This window comes from Streptomyces sp. CA-251387 (genome assembly GCF_050936625.1).
Classification (GTDB): domain Bacteria; phylum Actinomycetota; class Actinomycetes; order Streptomycetales; family Streptomycetaceae; genus Streptomyces.
In genome coordinates, this window is record NZ_JBNJMJ010000001.1 from 8,229,885 (window position 1) to 8,246,666 (window position 16,782).

Annotated in this window: 11 protein-coding genes and 2 pseudogenes; 8 read left to right on the forward strand and 5 right to left on the reverse strand. The window is 72.2% G+C overall.

Features of this window, described 5'->3' with window-relative positions:
- The first annotated feature begins 5 nt into the window (after nucleotides 1–5).
- A complete protein-coding gene (locus tag ACQEV2_RS36530; RefSeq protein WP_433051608.1) occupies nucleotides 6–2,060 on the forward strand; it encodes a serine/threonine-protein kinase in 2,055 nt (684 codons plus the stop codon).
- Between the two features lie 177 nt (nucleotides 2,061–2,237).
- Nucleotides 2,238–3,026: an FHA domain-containing protein gene (locus ACQEV2_RS36535; protein WP_433051610.1), complete on the forward strand. Its 789-nt coding sequence runs from the start codon at nucleotides 2,238–2,240 to the stop codon at nucleotides 3,024–3,026.
- Nucleotides 3,027–3,048: 22 nt separating this feature from the next.
- On the opposite strand, the gene ACQEV2_RS36540 is transcribed toward ACQEV2_RS36535, so the two are convergent.
- Nucleotides 3,049–5,013 (reverse strand): serine/threonine-protein kinase, encoded by a 1,965-nt coding sequence (locus ACQEV2_RS36540; RefSeq protein ID WP_433051613.1) that lies wholly within the window; start codon nucleotides 5,011–5,013, stop codon nucleotides 3,049–3,051.
- Between the two features lie 231 nt (nucleotides 5,014–5,244).
- On the opposite strand from ACQEV2_RS36540, the gene ACQEV2_RS36545 reads away from it, so the two are divergent.
- From ACQEV2_RS36545 to ACQEV2_RS36570, 6 genes are all read left to right on the forward strand, one after another.
- Nucleotides 5,245–6,027 carry a polysaccharide lyase family 7 protein gene (locus ACQEV2_RS36545; protein ID WP_433051616.1) on the forward strand — a complete coding sequence of 261 codons (783 nt, stop codon included), beginning with the start codon at nucleotides 5,245–5,247 and terminating at the stop codon, nucleotides 6,025–6,027.
- A gap of 95 nt (nucleotides 6,028–6,122) precedes the next feature.
- On the forward strand, nucleotides 6,123–7,208 hold the full coding sequence (locus ACQEV2_RS36550) for a serine/threonine-protein kinase (protein ID WP_433051619.1): 1,086 nt from the start codon (nucleotides 6,123–6,125) through the stop codon (nucleotides 7,206–7,208).
- Nucleotides 7,205–8,662, forward strand: a complete 1,458-nt coding sequence (locus ACQEV2_RS36555; protein WP_433051622.1) for a hypothetical protein — start codon at nucleotides 7,205–7,207, stop codon at nucleotides 8,660–8,662. The genes ACQEV2_RS36550 and ACQEV2_RS36555 overlap by 4 nt, the downstream gene beginning before the upstream one ends.
- A 50-nt stretch (nucleotides 8,663–8,712) precedes the next feature.
- The gene (locus ACQEV2_RS36560; protein WP_433051625.1) at nucleotides 8,713–9,201 is read left to right on the forward strand and encodes a hypothetical protein; all 489 of its coding nucleotides are present in this window, start codon (nucleotides 8,713–8,715) and stop codon (nucleotides 9,199–9,201) included.
- Nucleotides 9,202–9,222: 21 nt separating this feature from the next.
- On the forward strand, nucleotides 9,223–11,721 hold the full coding sequence (locus ACQEV2_RS36565; RefSeq protein ID WP_433051628.1) for an Hsp70 family protein: 2,499 nt from the start codon (nucleotides 9,223–9,225) through the stop codon (nucleotides 11,719–11,721).
- A 24-nt stretch (nucleotides 11,722–11,745) separates the two neighbouring features.
- On the forward strand, nucleotides 11,746–12,861 hold the full coding sequence (locus tag ACQEV2_RS36570; protein ID WP_433051631.1) for a tetratricopeptide repeat protein: 1,116 nt from the start codon (nucleotides 11,746–11,748) through the stop codon (nucleotides 12,859–12,861).
- Between the two features lie 17 nt (nucleotides 12,862–12,878).
- Here ACQEV2_RS36570 and ACQEV2_RS36575 read toward each other — a convergent pair whose 3' ends face one another.
- The 4 genes and pseudogenes from ACQEV2_RS36575 to ACQEV2_RS36590 form a co-directional block, all read right to left on the reverse strand.
- Nucleotides 12,879–14,657, reverse strand: a complete 1,779-nt coding sequence (locus ACQEV2_RS36575) for a SpoIIE family protein phosphatase (RefSeq protein ID WP_433051634.1) — start codon at nucleotides 14,655–14,657, stop codon at nucleotides 12,879–12,881.
- A 19-nt stretch (nucleotides 14,658–14,676) separates the two neighbouring features.
- The gene (locus ACQEV2_RS36580) at nucleotides 14,677–15,321 is read right to left on the reverse strand and encodes a class I SAM-dependent DNA methyltransferase (protein ID WP_433055061.1); all 645 of its coding nucleotides are present in this window, start codon (nucleotides 15,319–15,321) and stop codon (nucleotides 14,677–14,679) included.
- A 160-nt stretch (nucleotides 15,322–15,481) separates the two neighbouring features.
- A pseudogene (locus ACQEV2_RS36585) lies at nucleotides 15,482–16,391 on the reverse strand (zinc-dependent alcohol dehydrogenase).
- A pseudogene (locus ACQEV2_RS36590) lies at nucleotides 16,384–16,748 on the reverse strand (tautomerase family protein). Before ACQEV2_RS36590 ends, ACQEV2_RS36585 begins: the two co-directional pseudogenes overlap by 8 nt.
- Between the last annotated feature and the right edge of the window lie 34 nt (nucleotides 16,749–16,782).

The following is a 16,782-nucleotide window of genomic DNA, read 5'->3' on the forward strand; positions in this document are numbered from 1 at the left end:
TGAGCATGAGGGCGGCGACCGCCGGGCTGACGGCGGCGGCTCGGGAAACGCGGCCGAAGAAGGGGGCGTTGATGGCACGGGAGGAACGCGTCATCGCCGGGCGGTACCGGCTGGGGCAGCGGCTGGGCTCCGGCGGCGGGGGCGACGTCTGGCTGGCCGAGGACGAGGAACTCCGCGTCCGGGTCGCGGTGAAGGAGATCGACGTACCGCACCAGCCGGAGCGGTCCGGCGACGATCCCGTCGGCCGGGGGCGCAAGGAGGCGCTGAAGGCGGCGCAGCTGCGCGAGCACCCCAACGTGATCACGGTCTACGACGTCGTGGAGGACGACGACCGCCCGTGGATCGTGATGGAGTACCTGCCGGGCACACGGGACCTGCGCGCAGTGGTGAAGGAGCGCGGGTCGCTGACGAGCGACGAGGTGGCCAGGATCGGGGCGGCCGCCCTCGACGCCCTCCGTGCCGGGCACCGGCTCGGCATCATCCACCGGGACGTGAAGCCCTCCAACATCCTGCTGGCGCCGGACCATTCCGGCGCCGCCGACCGTCGGGTCCTGCTCACGGACTACGGCATCTCGCTGTGGCCCCGGGAGACCCGGATCACCCAGAGCGGCATGGTGGTCGGCACTCCGGGCTTCCTGGCGCCGGAGCGGCTGTCCGGCGGCGAGGCGACGCCCGCGACCGACCTGTTCTCGCTCGGCGTCACCCTCTACTTCGCCGTGGAGGGCACGTCCCCGTTCGAACGGGACACGCTCGACGCCTCCCTCATGGCGGCGCTGACCACGGAACCCGACCCGCCGCGGCGGGCGAGCGATCCGCTCAGCCGCGTGATCATGGGGTTGCTGGCCAAGGACCCGGCGGAGCGCATGCGGGCGGAGCGGGCGCGCGAGCTTCTCCTCGAAGCCACGGCAAACGGGTCGGGAGCGGGACGGCCCCAAGGCGTCGGCGGGTCCGGGGACTTGGGCCAGACCGACGGATCGGCCGACTCCGGGACTGCGGCGGACTCCGGGGTTGCGGCCAATTCCGGGGCTGCGCCTGGCTCTGGGGCCGCGGCCGGCTTCGGGGCCGTGACCGGTTCCGGCGACGTCGGCACCGCGACCGAGCCCACCCATGCCCCGCGTTCCTGGAAGGAGCGCCTCGCACCCGCCCGGCGATCCTCGGGCGCCGCTCCTCGGTCGCCCGCCCGGCGAGCGCCCGTGCTGCTGGCCCTCGCCGCCGTGCTGGCCGGAGGCGGCGGATTCGCGCTGGGCGCCGCCACGTACCACGAGGGGCAGGCCGAGGCGAAGGGGCCGCAAGAGGGCAGTACGAAGGTCGCCGCCGCACCATCCCCGACCGTGACCCGCAGCGCGTACCCCTACGGCAGGCAGGTGGGGCTGCGCGAGGGACTCATGCCGGGGCAGTGCGTCGACGCCGACTGGAAGGGCGGGGAGTACACGGGCCGGCCCGGGGTGAAGGTCGTCGACTGCTACGACGACGATCCCGAGGGCCAGGTCATCGCGACCGTCGCCGCCGACGGCGCCGTGCGGGCATCCGGCGCGGACGCCGTACGGGACGAATGCACCCGGCGCACCGCGGAGTTGCGCAAGACCATGGCCGACTCGGTGCTGTACGTCCTCACACCCGAGACCGGGCAGAGCGAGCCGCCGGACGCCGCCTGCCTGATCTTCCTGAAGCACGCGACCCTCGGCGGCCCGCTCGGCGACTTCCGCAAGTTCGGCGACGCGCTGTATGTCACGCAGCAAGGTCCGGGTGACTGCGTCACCTCCGAGAAGGACGAGGACGGCGAGATCACCGACACCCTGGTGAGCTGCGAAAAGCCGCACCACGAGCAGGTGGTCGGCTGGACCTGGGCCTCGGGAGACGGCTCGGCGGACAGCGTCGACACGGATGGACTCTGCGAGGACAAGTACGGCGTCAACTGGGCCCGCGGCCAGGGACAGGAGATGCGGGGCTGGCGGTCCTCGGACGAGGAGTGGGACGCCGGATTCCGGTGGGTGCTGTGCAGCGTGGGCCGGGAGGACGGCGGGAAGCTTCCCGGCGGAGCGCTGAAGTCCGCGTACTGAGTCCGTAGTGACTCTCCCGGCCTTCACCTCGCCCTCACCTCGTACGGGAGGGGTCCCGCGACCAGAAGCTGACACTGGGGTCAGTACGTCGGACGCCAGCTGAGCAGCTGTTGAACCGGAAGCTCACGAACCGAGAAGCTCGCGAACCGAAAAGCTCACGAACCGAGGAGACCAGCGATGCCCCTCTCCACCAGCCTCGCGCGTGGTGTGGCGCCCACCACGCCGGGGACACTGCACGCCCGTACGGTCACCGGTGAGCTCAGCGCCCCGCCCCGCCAGGGGCTGACGGTCCGGTTCGGACGCGGCGAGAAGCCGGACGTGGACCTGGGGGTCGGCGTGGACGACCTGCGGGTGAGCCGACGGCACGGCGAGCTGACGTACCGTCAGGGACTGTGGTGGCTGCGCAACACCGGGCAGCAGCTCGTCCGGCTGCCCCGCGGCCGGATGATGCACCTCACCACCGAGCCGATCCCGCTCGCCACCGGCTACACCCCGCTGTTCGTGAAGGGCTCCGGCTACCGTGAGCACCTGGTCGAGCTGTACGTGGCAGGCCACGACGACCAGGGGCCGGTCTCGCGGCGGCGCGCCGAGACCGTACGGCCGGAGACATGGTCGCTGGACGACGACGAACGGCTGTTGCTGGTGGTCCTCGGCCAGCGGTATCTGCTGTACGAGGAGGACCCCCGGCCCCTGACATACCGTCAGGCCGCCGAGCGGCTCGCCTACCTCCGCCCTGAGGACAAGTGGAACGAGCGCAGGATCGAGTTCCGTATCGAGGCCGTACGCCATCGGCTGCACGGGACCGGCTTCAAGTACCCGCTGCTGCACGACAAGTCCGAGGGCCGCCCCGCCGACAACAGCCTGCTGCACAACCTGATCAGGGGGCTCGTGGAGTCGACGACCCTCGTGCCGCCGGACCTGGAGCTGATGGAGGACGACGACTACTGGCCGGACCCCGCGCTCTGAGGCGACCGCGACACAACCAGCTTCACCGGGCGCGGAGTTCCGCGGCGGCGGAGGCCGCGAGATCCTCGGCCATCGTGCAGAGTTGGTTCTCGCTCCGTTGCCCGCTGACGTCCAGGCGCACCATCTCGACGGCCGTCTCGGCGTTCTGGCCGCTGTATCTGCGGTACTCGACGAAGGCCGAACAGGCGTCGCCGTCGTCGCCCGGTTCGACGATCGTGCGGTATCCGCTGAGCGTGACGGTGGTTGCGCCGTCCTCCGTGGACTTGGGCTGATCGCGGAAGAAGCTCACCTCCGCATCCAGCTCGTCGACGTCGCTCGACCACTCGCAGCTCCAGTTCGCGACGCCGACGTCCGGCACGTCGACCTTGAGGCCGGGGACGGCGGCCAGCGCCTTGGCGTCGAGGAGTTTGCAGGCGTCCTTCCAGGCCAGCGACGTGCGCGGGTAGGCAGGGGAACGGCGGGGGACCGGCCCCCGGTCGAGGACCTCGGCGGCGCTCGTGGCGGCCTTGTCGGCGATCGTGCACAGGGTCGCGTTGCCGCCGAACACGGAGCCCTTGCCCATGTTGACGCGGACCCCGACCAGGGTGCCCTCGGTGTCGCCGTCGGAGGTCAGCAGCAGCTTGCACTCGTCGCTCTCCGGCTCGTCCTCCCGGATGCCGATCCTCCCGACGTTGCGGGAGGGCTTCGACCCCTCGGGCGGCGTGCCCCGACGGAGGCTGACCGACACGTCGATCCGGGTCTTGTCGTCGACGCCCACGAGCACGTCGCAGCGGTCGAAGTTCCCGTAGTCCACGTCCACATGGACGTCCGCGTCGCCGAACTGGTCGAAAGCGGAAGGGTCGGTCAGGGCGCACACATCGGCCGTGCGCGGATCGCCGATCAGGGTGTGTGGTTCACCGTCCGAGGCGTCCGCCTCCAGCCGGCTGCGGCCGGGCTCGGGGGTGCCCTTCCCGTCGTCGCCGCGGTCGGGGAGCACGGCGAGGCCCAAGGCCAGTACGGCGCTGACGCCGAGAGCGGCCGCGATCAGTGGCCGGCGCAGACGCCGGGGCCCGGTGACGGTGGTGGCCGTGTCCCGAGGCGTAGCGGGATCGGCACCGGCGATGTCCTCCAGGAGCCGCTTGACCTCGACGGCGTCGGGGCGTTGCCGGGGGTCGCGTTGCAGCATGGCGGTGAGCACCGGGTACAGCGGTCCCACGGCGGCGGCGTCCAGCTCCACGACGCCCTGCTCGGCCTTCCAGTACCGCAGCCGCTCGGCTTCCTCGCCGTCGCCCTCCGTCCCGGCGGTGCCGGCGTCCTCCTGGGCTGCGCCACCGCGCGGCGGCGCGCCGGTGACCAGCGCGTGCAGGGTGGCGGCCAGGCAGAACACGTCCGAGGCCGGCCGGGGGAGGTTGCCCCGGGCCAGCTCGGGGGCGGCGTAGTCAGGGGTGAAGCTGAACGGGCCGTTGACGGTGATGGTCTCGGTGCCGCCGACCCGGTAGGCGGCACCGAAGTCCAGTAACTTCGCGGCGCCGTGCCGGGTGAGGCCGATGTTGGCGGGCTTGATGTCGCAGTGCACGATGCCCGCCTCGTGCAGGGCGGCCAGAGCGTCGGCGAGCTGGGCCCCGATGCGGGCCGCCCGCGCGGGAGAGACCGTCGGCTGCCGGTCCAGGCCGCCGCCGGGGACGTACTCCATGACGAACCAGTACGTCCGGGCCCCGTTCCCGCCCTGCGCCCGGTTCCCGTCCCGCGCCCCGTTCCCGTCCTGCTCCACGGTCACGACGTCGAACAGGGTCACGACATGGGGGTGGTCGCGGAACTTGGCCATGGCGCGCGGTTCGCCCAGCAGGCGCCGTACCGCGGTCTCGCTCTCGCCGTCCGTCCGCTCCGGTTTCAGTGCGACGTCCTGGCCCACCACCGTGTCGTGGGCCAGCCACACATCGCCGCTCCGCCCCGCGCCGATGACCTCCTTGAGGACATAGCGGTCGGCGAACTGGTCCCCGGAACGCACGGATCTTCCCCCTCGGTCGAGTCCGGAACGCAACGCACACGGCCCCAGATCCGCGCGCATGGATCGAACCGTACTGCGTACGGCGGACCGTACGCAGTGTCTACCCAGACCCTTCATCAGTCGCACGCATGCGCAGAAGCGGTGCGATCGCAGTTCCCCCGGGACCCCTCCCGGCCGCGGCGCCTACGGTACGCGTCGGCACCGACCGCACACCCCGACAGGAGGAGCCCCATGCCCACCACCCGGACCCTCGTGCTGGCCGGCATCACCGCGGCCGTCTCGACCGCCGCGTTCACGCTGTCCGCCCACGCCGGCGCTCCGACCCCACACGACCGGTCGGCTGCCCGGTGCACGTACCCCGCCGACGTCCTCGACCTGGCGAACTGGAAGCTCACCCTGCCCACCGGCGAGGAGGAGGACCCCACCGAGATCACCCAGCCCGAGCTGGCGACCTTCTCCGCCGACCCCTGGTTCCGCGCCGAGGCCGACTGCGGCGCGGTGAGATTCCGGGCCGCCGTCAACGGCGTGACGACGGGCGGCTCCAGCTACCCGCGCGCCGAGCTGCGGGAGATGACCGACGGCGGCGAGGACGAAGCCGAGTGGTCCACCACGGACGGCACCCACACCCTCGTGGTCAGGGAGGCGTTCACCGCACTGCCCGAGGAGCGGCCGTACGTGGTCGGCGCGCAGGTCCACGGCGGGGACGACGACGTCACCGTCTTCCGCCTCGAAGGCAGCAGCCTCTACATCACCGACGGCGACGACCGCCACCACCACCTCGTCACCGACGACTACGCGCTGGGCACCGAGTTCGAGGCCAAGTTCGTGGCCAGGGACGGGGAGATCGACGCGTACTACAACGGCCGCCTCGAGACCACGATCTCCCACGACGGCGACACCAACTACTTCAAGGCAGGGGCTTACACGCAGGCCAACTGCGACAACTCCGAGCCGTGCGCCGACGCCAACCACGGCGAGGTCCGCATCTCCCGGATCAAGGTCACCCACTCCTGACCGGTGGGCGGCGGCCGGGGCGGTGCCGGTCCGGGAGGGGTCCCGGGAGGTGCGTGTCACGGTGACGGTGACCGAAGGCACGGAAGGGGTGGCCGATGGCGACGGGGGACGCGGCCGGCGTGGCGGGGACCCTGCTGACCCGTGGGCAGCGGATCAACTCGGCGCTCGTCGTGGACCGCAGGCTGGGGGAGGGCGCCTTCGCCGAGGTGTACCGGGTACGGCACCACATCCTCGGCTGGCAGGCGCTGAAGCTCTTCAAGCACGTGGCCTCGCTGGAGGCGACGTCCAGGATGTTCGACGAGGCCCGCATCCTCTCCACGCTGGGACATCCCAACATCATTCGGGTGTTCGACGCGGGCACCGTGCAGACGTCCGAGGGCATGCGCGGCTACATCACCATGGAGTACGTCGCGGGCGGCAGCCTGGAGCGGCTGATCGCCTCCCACTCCGGCGCCGTACCGGTCGGTGAGGCCACGGCCGTACTGCGGCAGGCCGCCGAGGGGCTCGCCGTCGCCCACGAGCGGCAGCACCCCATCGTGCACCGCGACCTGTCGCTGGCCAACGTGCTCATCACCTACGACGAGTCCGGGCTGCGGGTGAAGGTGAGCGACTTCGGGCTGGCCAAGGAGACCGATCCGGGCACCATGGCGGCCAGCGCCCAGGGGACGGTCGCCTACATGCCGCCGGAGGTGCTGCGCCGCGGCACCGGCTACTCGTGCGCCGGGGACGTGTGGGCGTTGGGCACCATCGCGTACTTCCTGCTCACCGACCACTTCCCGTACGACGGCTCAGACCCGGTGCAGTCCTTCTCCCTGGAGCGGTTCCACCGCCCGCTGCCACCGCCGAGCACCTTCAACGACGACGTGGCACCGGAACTGGACCGCCTGGTCACCGACATGCTGCGGACCGACCCGGCTGCCCGGCCCGCCACGGCCCGTGAGGTCGCCGAACGGGCCGTGTCCCTGAAGCCCGCGCCGGGCGCGCGACCGGCAGGGCACGGGCCGGCGGCGGTGGAGCGGTCCGTCGAGGAGCTGGTACGGGCCGCCGTCGAACTCTCCCGGATGCCGGGCCGGCTGGCCGATGCCGCGAACCAGCTGGAAGAGGCCGTCAGCCGCCATCCCCGGCTCCGGGAACGGCACATGGCGCGGCTGATGACGTGGCGCCGGGGGGTGGTCATGTGAACGGCCCGACGCAGAAGCAGCGGACGTACGGCCAACAGGCTTACGAGCAGTGGACGTACGGGCAGCGGGCGTACGAGCAACGGACGTACGGGCAGCGGACGTATGGAGAGCGGATGGACAACACGACTGCGGGCGGTCGGACAGGCGAGCCGTCCGCCGTGCGACGCGGCACCGGACACCTGTCCCGCTTCGCGGATCTGGCCGGGGTGCGGCTCTACCGCGACAACGCCTTCGCCGTCACCGGGCTCCCGGTGACCGCGCGAGGACGTGCCGTACGGCAGCACAGACAGCGACTGGAGGCCCGGCTCGCGGTGCAGGACACGCTGCTGCCCGCGGACCCGGACTCGCCTCTCGTGGGCGGGTACCGCAGGGACGAAGTCCGGGCCGCGTTCGAGGAGTTCCAGGATCCCCGGCGGCGGCTGGTCGACGAGTTGCTGTGGCGGTGGGGCGAGCCCGGCCCGGAGTGCGGCTGCTCGCCGGCCCTGCACGAGGAGCACGACGACGCGGTGCGCTTCCACGCCATGGCCCTGGAGGCGGAGGCCGGACGGAGCCACACGACCACGGACGGACGGGACATCCTCTGGCGGGGCGCGGCGAGCGGCTGGGGGCTGGTGCTGGAGCGCCAGGAGTTCCGGCAGCACATCGCCCGCCGGATCGCGGAACTGGACGATCCACGGCTGGGTGAGCACCCGGCGGACGACTTCCTCGCCGCGCTTCCCCGCCTCCTCGTGTCCCCGTTCCGGGACCTCGCCGCCGACCCGGACTTCCGGCCCCGGCTCGCCCGGATCTGCTCGGGCTGGGCGGAACACGCGGTCTTCACGGATCTCTTCTCCGAACTGTTCGAGGAAACGGTGGAGGAGACGGTCCAGGAGATCACCGACGCTCTGCGGTCCGTGAACGACAAGAAGGACGCCGAGCAGTTCGGGGACGCCGTCCGTGTCGTACGGCAGGAGGTCCTCCCCGCGTTCGAACGGTTCGGGGAACTCCGGGCGTTCGTATCGGACTGGCAGTACGAGGACATCGCGCACGTCGTCGCGGTGGGCGTGGGCAACCTCGCGGTGGCGATGCTGGGTCACCACCAGTTCCACCGGCCGAGCCCCACGCAGAAGAAGACGGTCGTCGAGCTCGCGGAGAAGGCGTACGAGATCGCCCCGGAACGCCATGTGAAGGCGTTCAAGGACAACTGGGACGTCATCTACGACTGGTCCGTGGGTGTCGTCGCCACGGGCACCGCACCGGGGGAGTCGTCCAGCCTCAGCGGCCTTGAGTGGGCGGGGTGCTGGCTGGTCACCCTGGCGTTCGGCGCGGTGATCGCGCTGTGGGTGGTCCAGGGATGGGAAGCCGGGGTGGGTGCCTTCCTGGTGCTGGGCGCGATCGGCGCCGCCGTCGAGAAGCTCTCGGAGTGGTACGGGCGATTGCGGGCCCACAGGGCCAGAAGGAGGTTTCAGCGGTGACGTCCCGAGTGCGCCGACGCATACACGAAGTACGTTCCACGTTCGGCCAGTTGAAGCACCCGCCCGAGTTCCGCATCCCCCGCCCGCTCCTGGCGCCCGACCAGGCCGACTGGGCCGCGGCCGTGCTCGCCGAGGTCGAGGCTGCCGAGGCCGGGGCCGCCGAGGCTCTTGCGGAGCGGGCCCGCACGCCGGAGGGAGCCGGGACCGACGCACTGCTCGGGGCCGCCGTCGGTATCTGGCGTGCCCTGCGCAAGCTCGACCAGGGAACCGGTCCCCTCTCGGCGGCCGACCTGCGTCAGGTGCGCCGCCAGGTCCACGCCAGCCGCCAGGCGCTCGCCGACGACGGGCTGGAGATCCAGGAGCACGACGGCATGCCCTTCGACTCCGGCCAGTCCCTGGAGGCCCTGGTGTTCCAGGACGATCCGGGACTGGACCGCGAGATCGTGCTGGAGACCGTACGGCCGTCGGTCTACTTCCGCGGCGAACGGATCCAGATGGGCCAGGTCATCGTCGGCAGGCCCGCGCCCCCCGTCACGTGAACGACCAAGGAGACCACGACCATGCGCGAGACCATCGACTTCGGAATCGACCTCGGCACCACCAACAGCGCCATCGCGGTGGCTGAGGACGACGGCGTACGCGTCATCAAGAACAACGACGGCTGGGACTTCACGCCCTCCGCCGTGTGGATGCCCAAGGAGGGGGTGGTCCACGTGGGTCGGCGGGCCCGGGAGCGCACGGAGAACGATCCGGACAACGCCTACGCCGAGTTCAAGCTGGAGATGGGGGCGGCCGGTGCCCAGCGGCACTTCGAGCGCGCCGGCATCTCGCTCTCGCCCGAGGAACTCTCCGCCGAGGTGCTCAAGTCCCTGCGCCAGGACGCCGCGCACGAGTACGGCTACCAGCCGGAGGCGGCCGTCATCACCGTCCCGGCCTCCTTCGCCCTGAACCAGAACAACGCCACCAGCTCGGCCGCCGCCCTCGCCGGGCTCGGCGAGCAGTGCTCGCTGGTGCAGGAGCCGACCGCAGCCGCGATCGCCTACGGCGTGCAGGACGCCTCCGACTCCGCCCACTGGATGGTGTTCGACCTGGGCGGCGGCACCTTTGACGCGGCCGTGATGAGCAAGCGCGACGGCGAGCTGCAGCTGATCCAGCACGCCGGCGACCCCTACCTCGGCGGCAAGCTCATCGACTGGGCCCTCGTCGACGACCTGCTGGTGCCCGCCGTCCGGCGCGACCTGGGCCTGCCGGACTTCGCCCGTAACAACCCGCGCTGGCGCAAGAACTTCGCCAAGCTCAAGCTGGAGGCGGAGAACGCCAAGATCGCCCTGTCCCGCACCGCCTCGGTCGAGCTCTCCCCCGACCTGGACGACGGCAGGGGCGGCATCGAGCCCTTCGAGTACGTCCTGACCCGGGGCGCCCTCGACGACCTGGCGCTGCCGTTCTACACCCGCGCCGTCCGGCTGTGCCGTGACGCGCTCGCCGAGAGTTCCCTGCGCCCCGACCACATCGACCGGCTGCTCCTGGTCGGCGGGGCGACGCTCAGCCCCGGGCTGCGCGAACTGCTCGCCGACCCGGTCGAGGGCCCCGGCATCCCCCTCGACCACACCCAGGACCCCACCACCGTGGTCGCGCGCGGCGCCGCCGTGTTCGCCCGGACGATCCGGCTGCCGAAGAAGCCGCAGCAGGCCGCGCCGGGCGAGTTCGCGATCGAACTCCACTATCCGGCGCAGTCCGTCGACACCACCGGCATCCCGGTCTCCGGCAAGGTGAGCAGCGGCAGCGCGGTGGACTGGACGCGGTACACCGTCACCCTCAGCAACCCGGACGGCCGCCCGCCGTTCCGCGGACCCCGCACCGAACTCGGCCCGGACGGCACCTTCTACACCGAGGTGGCCATCGACACCGACACCAGGTCCCGCTTCACGGTGGAGCTCACCGACACCGCCGGCACCCGGCGCAAACTCGCGGGGGACACCTTCTCCATCACCCACGCCTCGGTCGTCCCCGGCGACGCGGTCCTCACCGGCACCCTCGGCATCGGCAAGGCCGACGGCACCTTCGACCCGCTGCTCCGCAAGGGCACCACCCTGCCGGCCCAGGTGACCAAGCCGTACCGGACGACCATCCCGCTGCGCCGCTCCCAGCCCGACGCGGTCATCCGCATCCCGCTGCTGGAGGGCGAGCGCAGGCGCGCCGACCGCAACACCCGGGTCGGGCTGATCGAGATCCGCCCGCGCGACATCCGCATCGACCTGCCCGCCCAGAGCGAGGTCGAGGTGACCTTCGAGATCCAGGCGAGCAACCGGGAGGTCCTCGTCACCGCCGACATCCCATTGCTGGAGCAGCAGTTCGAGGCGACGATCAACCGCTCGGAGCTGCTGGCTCCCGAACACGGCGAGCTGGTGGACCGTCTGCACGATCTGGAACAGCGGGTACGCCTCCTGCAGGACCAGGCCGACGACGTGTTCTCGGACCAGGCGCGGGCGCGGCTGGACGACCTCGCGGAGCAGAAGACCCTCCCGCAGCTCCGCAAGGAGGTCGACGCGGCGGCCGTCGACACCGGTGCCGCCGTCACCAGCGATCGCCGCATCCGCGATGTGGAGGCCCAGCTCGACGACATCGAGGAGGCGATCGAGATCCCGGCACTGCAACGCGAGTTGTGGGATCTGCTCGGCGCCTGCGAGGACGTCATCGAGCAGACCGGCGCCGGCCCCTCCGACCGGCGGGAGCTGCAGAACATGCGCGACCGCGCCGGTTCGCTCGGCGACGACGCCACGCCGGCGGACCTGCGGCGGCTCATCAAGCGGGCCGGGGAGTTCCACGTCGAGTTGCTGCGCCGCACCGACCAATGGGAGTACGTGGTCTTCCACGCGCTGGTCGAGATGCGCGACGACATGTTCTCCCGCGCCCAGGCGGACGCCGCGATCCTGGAGGGCCGCCAGGCCGTCGCCGCGGGGAACCGGCGGGCCCTCGCCGGCGTCAACGAGCGGCTTCGCCGACTGCTGCCACCGGGAGCCGCGGATGAGGCCGAGCGGCTGTCCGGCGGAATCAACTAGCCCACCGGAACGAGGAGATTGCAGGTGCCCACATCCCGAGTCCCCACAGGCGTCCCGTCCGACGCGGTCCTGTCCGCCGGCGAGGACGGCACGGAGGCGGACGGCACGAGGCCGGGCGCTACGGAAGCCGGCGTCGCGGGAGCCGGCAGTGCGGGATCCAGTGGTCCAGGATCCAGCGGTGCGGGGTCAGGCCGTACGGCGTCCGGCGGCACGGACTCCGGCGGTACGGGGTCCGCCGCCGGCTCGCTCCGGGTCGCACTGCTCGTTTCACCTGCCCGGGCGGCGGCCCGCTCCGGTGACCTGGACGGCGCCCTGCGGCTGCTGCAGGACGCCGGTGATCCCGTCGGCGCGGACCATCCCGACGTACTCGACCTGCTCGCCCGTGTGCACGCCCAGCGCGGAGACCTGACCCAGGCCGCCGCGTACTGGCGGCGGGTGCAGGAACAGTGCCCGCAGGATCCGGCCGCGTCGGCCGGGCTGGCGAGGATCGACCTGCTCCGCGGCCGTGGTCCCCGGGCCGCGCTCGCCCGGCATCGCGCCGGTACGGCCCTGGCCGCCGCGGTCTGTGCGATGGCCGCGATCACGGCCGGCACGGTCGCCCTCACGGACGGCACCGGCGGTCGGCCGGAGCGGCCGGGCCCCTCGCAGGCCGACCTTGCCGAACAACGGGCCCGGCAGCTCGACGCCGAACGCCGGGCGGAGCAGGCACGGGAGCGGGACCGGGCGGCGGCACGCCGAGCGGAGGCGGCCGCGGCACTGGCCCGCGCGCTGCGGGCACCGGGCATCCACCCGGTGGTGCACGGGGCTTCCGTGGAGGTCGCCTTCGCCGACGGGCTCTTCTCCGAGGGCGCCGAGCTGACCCAGGCCGGCGCCGACTGGCTCGCGGTGCTCGGCGGACGCCTGGCCGGGCGACAGGTACGCGTCGAGATCCGCGGCCACGCGGCCACCGTCCCCGGGGCCCCGACCAGCGGCGGCTCCGTCCTCTCCCTGTGGCGCGCCCTCATCGCCGCCCGCGAACTGAGCACGGCCGGCGGCAAGCCCCTCACCGCCTTCACCACGTCCAGCGCGGACCAGCGCGATGCGCCGTATGCCGACGCCCCGAAGAACAGGACGGTGACTGTGACGATCACACCCGAATAGCGCGGGGCCCTGCTCCGTCAGCCGGAGTCCCGATCCGACGGCAGGGGCTGCTCGAACCACACGATCTTGCCGGTGCTCACCCTCGTCGCCCCCCAGTGCCGGGCCAGGTGGTCGACCAGGAACAGGCCGCGGCCGCCCTCGTCGCTCGGACGGGCGTGCCGCATCCTCGGGACCAGCGGGGAGTCGTCCTCCACCTCGCAGCGGAGCACGTCCGTGCGGAGCAGACGCAGGACGATCGGCCGGGAGGCGAAGCGCACGGCGTTCGCCACCACCTCGCTGACCAGGAGCTCGGTGGACTCCACGAGGGAGTCGAGGTCCCAGTCGTGGAGGGTTCTGCGGGTCAGACGGCGGGCCTGCCGTGCGGTCTGCGGACGCGGAGCCAGATACCAGTACGCGACGGTCTCCGGCAGGATGCCCTGGAAGCGGGCGGCGAGCAGGGCGACGTCGTCGTCCCGGTCGCCCGCCCCCAGCGTGCCGAGCGCCTGGTCGCACAGCAGTTCCAGCTCCGGGGGCGTGGCTCCCGAGGCGGCCGCCCGCAGCCGTACGCACAGTCGCTCCACCCCGGCCAGTACGTCCGAGTCGCGGGACTCGACCAGGCCGTCGGTGTACAGCAGCAGGGTCGCCCCGGACGGTGCGTGCATCTCGGTGGACTCGAATCCGCCGCCGCCCACGCCGATCGGCGCCCCGGGCGGGACGTGCACGACCTCCGTGCCGCCGTCGGGATGCAGAAGCACCGGCGGCAGATGGCCGGCGTTGGACACCAGCAACCGGTGCAGTACGGGGTCGTACATGGCGTACAGGCAGGTCGCCGTGTGCTCGCTGCCCAGGCGCTCCGCCTGCTCGTCGAGGTGGTGCAGGACCTCGTCCGGGGGCAGATCGAGCCCGGCCAGGGTCTGCACGATCGTGCGCAGCTGGCCCATGATCGCGGCCGAGGTCATCGAGTGCCCCATCACGTCGCCGATGACCAGGGCGACGCGGCTGCCGGGCAGCGGGATCGCGTCGTACCAGTCGCCGCCGACCTGCGAGGTCCGCGAGGACGGCAGATAGCGGCTGGCCAGCAGGACGCCGGCCGGCTCGGGCAGCGACGGCGGGAGCATCGTGCGCTGCAGGGCATCGGCGACGGATGCCTCGCGCGCGTACAGCACCGCCTTGTCGACGCCGAGCGCGGTGTGTGTGGCGAGCTGGGAGGCGACGAGCAGATCGTCCCCGGTGAAGTCCGGCCGGCCCGGTTCGCGGATGAGGACGACGCTGCCCATGACCTGGGTGCGGCCGTGCAGCGGAGCGATGATCAGCCGTCGTCCGGGCGGTACTGCCGGGGGTGCGGCGTCGGCGGCCAGCAGCTCGGACACCGCGGCCGCGATGTCGGGGGTGTCCGCGAACACCGGCCGCCCGGCCCGCAGCAGCTTGGCGAGCAGACCGGTCGCCGCCGGGTGGACGACGTCCGCCGCCCGGACGGGGCCGGCGGTCGGTGACGGCGGCGCGGACCTGCACGTGCTCGCCCTGCGCAGGGGCGCGTGGTCCGTGGCGTGCAGCTCGAGGACACCGGGCGCGGCGGCGGTCTCGTCGCCGACCGGAAGCGGAGCGTACAGATGGACGAACGCCGTGTCGGCGAAGGCCGGGACGGCCGCCCGGCACAGTTCGTGCAACGTCTCGTCCAGATTCATGCCACGGGCGATCTGCCGGGTGGCCGCGTCGAGGTAGCGCAGCCTGTCGGTCTGGGGCTCGGCGACATCCGGTCCGTGCACACCGGCCGTCTGCCCGCCGGTGCCCGTGTCGGTTCCGAGCTCCTTCGTCACGCCTGTCCTTTCGGAGTCGTCAGGTGCGCCGCCTGCAGCGCAGGAAGATCTGCACCTCGGGCGGGACATCCACGGTCGCCGGGGCGTATGTGTACGACGACTCCTCGACGATCTCGAAGCCCGCCGCCTCGACGACCTCGCGCAGCTCGTCCCTCAGGTAGCCGGACACGCGGATGGTGTTTCCGATGAACGGGATCGAGAAGTCGTCCACGTCGGCCTCCACCATCGCCAGCGCGAACAGGCCCCCGGGAGCCAGCAGGTGGTGGACGGTCCGCAGCGCGAGGGGTATCTCGGCGCGCGGCAGCATGAGCAGGGAGAAGAAGGCCGCCACCGCGTCGAAGCGGCCCAGGTCCCGGCGACCTCCGGGCCGCAGATCCGCGATGTCCGCCCGGTGGAACTCCCCGGCGGGCACGTTCTTGCGGGCCAGCGCGACCATCCCGTCCGACAGGTCGACACCGACGACCCGCAGGCCCGCCTCCGCCAGCTGGAGCGCGGTCGGGATCCCGGTGCCGCACCCCAGGTCCAGCACACGGGCCCCGGCCGGCAGGGACCGGATGAGCCACTCGGCGGACGCGACCTGCCCTTCCTTGTGCGGGAAGGCCTCGTCGTAGCGGTCGCCGATGGCGTCGAAGGCCTCGGCCTGGCCGGTGCGGTCGAGCGGCATGTTCCCGTAGCCGGGCTTGTCGCCGGGAGTGCTCACAAGGGATCTCCTTTGAAACCTTATGTGCGATTTTTTCACAGTTATACAGACTCGGCTGCGGCCTGGACAGATGACCGGCCGTCGCTGGAGCGTGGCCCGGACCGGACAACCGCGGTGAGGGCGGTCAGCCGTCGGTGCGGACGAAGACGGGCTTGAGGTGCTTCTCGGGCAGGGTGTCGGGGAGTTGCTCCCAGTCGATGACGTGGGAGACGACCCGCCGAGGATCGACCTTGTCGGAACGGGCGAGTTCGAGGGCGTCGGGGATGTGCCCCCGGACGTTGTCGCGGGCGATGCGCAGTGTGACGCCTGTGAGGTACATGTCGAGCAGGGGCAGCTCGCCGGGACGGAAGTGGTTGCCGGCGGACTCGCAGATGCCTTCCGGGGCAAGGGACTTGACGGCAAGGGCGAGCTGGTCGACGCGGCCCGTGGCCTCGACGGCGATGTCGAACCCGTGCCGGACGGGTTCCAGCGCCTCGGCGGTGGCGGCGCCGAAGCCCTGGGCGATCTCGCGTGGTGCGGGGTCCGGGCCGACGTACAGCACCTCGGAGGCGTCGAGGGCGCGGGCGATGTCGCACACGTACAGGCCGATGCTGCCGCGGGCGACGACCAGGACGCGGGCGCCGGGCCTGGCGTCCGCCCACGGCACGCGGACCGGATCGGAGAAGAGCCCTCCCCAACTGCCGCCGATCGGGGCGCAGTACATCGCCATGTGGGGTACGGCCGTGCAGTGGGCGGTCAGCCCGGCGCGGCAGTGGTCGCAGGTACCGCAGTTGATGGACCAGGGGACCACCACCAGGTCACGGGGGACCACGGACGTCACCGCGTCGCCGGGTTTCGACGACCCTGGCCACGCACTCGTGGCCGAGGGCGAACGGCGGATCGATGAAGCCATGACCGGCCAGGATCGCGGAGTCGACGTCGCAGGAGGTCACGGCCACGGGGGCGACGATCGCCCCCTGGCCCGACTGGAGCTTGGGGTCAGGCGCCTCGCGCCACTCGACCGAGCGCCGGGCGACGTAGGTCGGTTCACGCATCGGCCCGCTGCCCCTCCGCCAGGGCCGCGAGGTCGGCGTAGCGGACGACGGAACCGCCCGCGCCCCACGTGCCGTCGGGCTGCTCGTGCACCAGCACCCACACCCGCAGGGCGTCGGCCCGGGACAGCCCGGACGCCTCCAGCACCGTCTTGGTGGCGTCCTCGACCAGGCCGGCCTTGCGGCGCTCCGAGAGGGCGCCCTGCGGCACCGTCACCTCGACCACGCCTGGGCCCGGAAGAACGCGGTGTCGGGTGCGCCCTCCCAGCGCAGCAGTACGGCGGCCAGGTCGCGCTGGACGGTCCTGCGGCCCTCCTCGGTCAGTGAACCGGACGGAACGGTGAGCCGGATCATCGGCATGACGACGTCTCCCTTGGTGCTGGTGCTGGTGCTG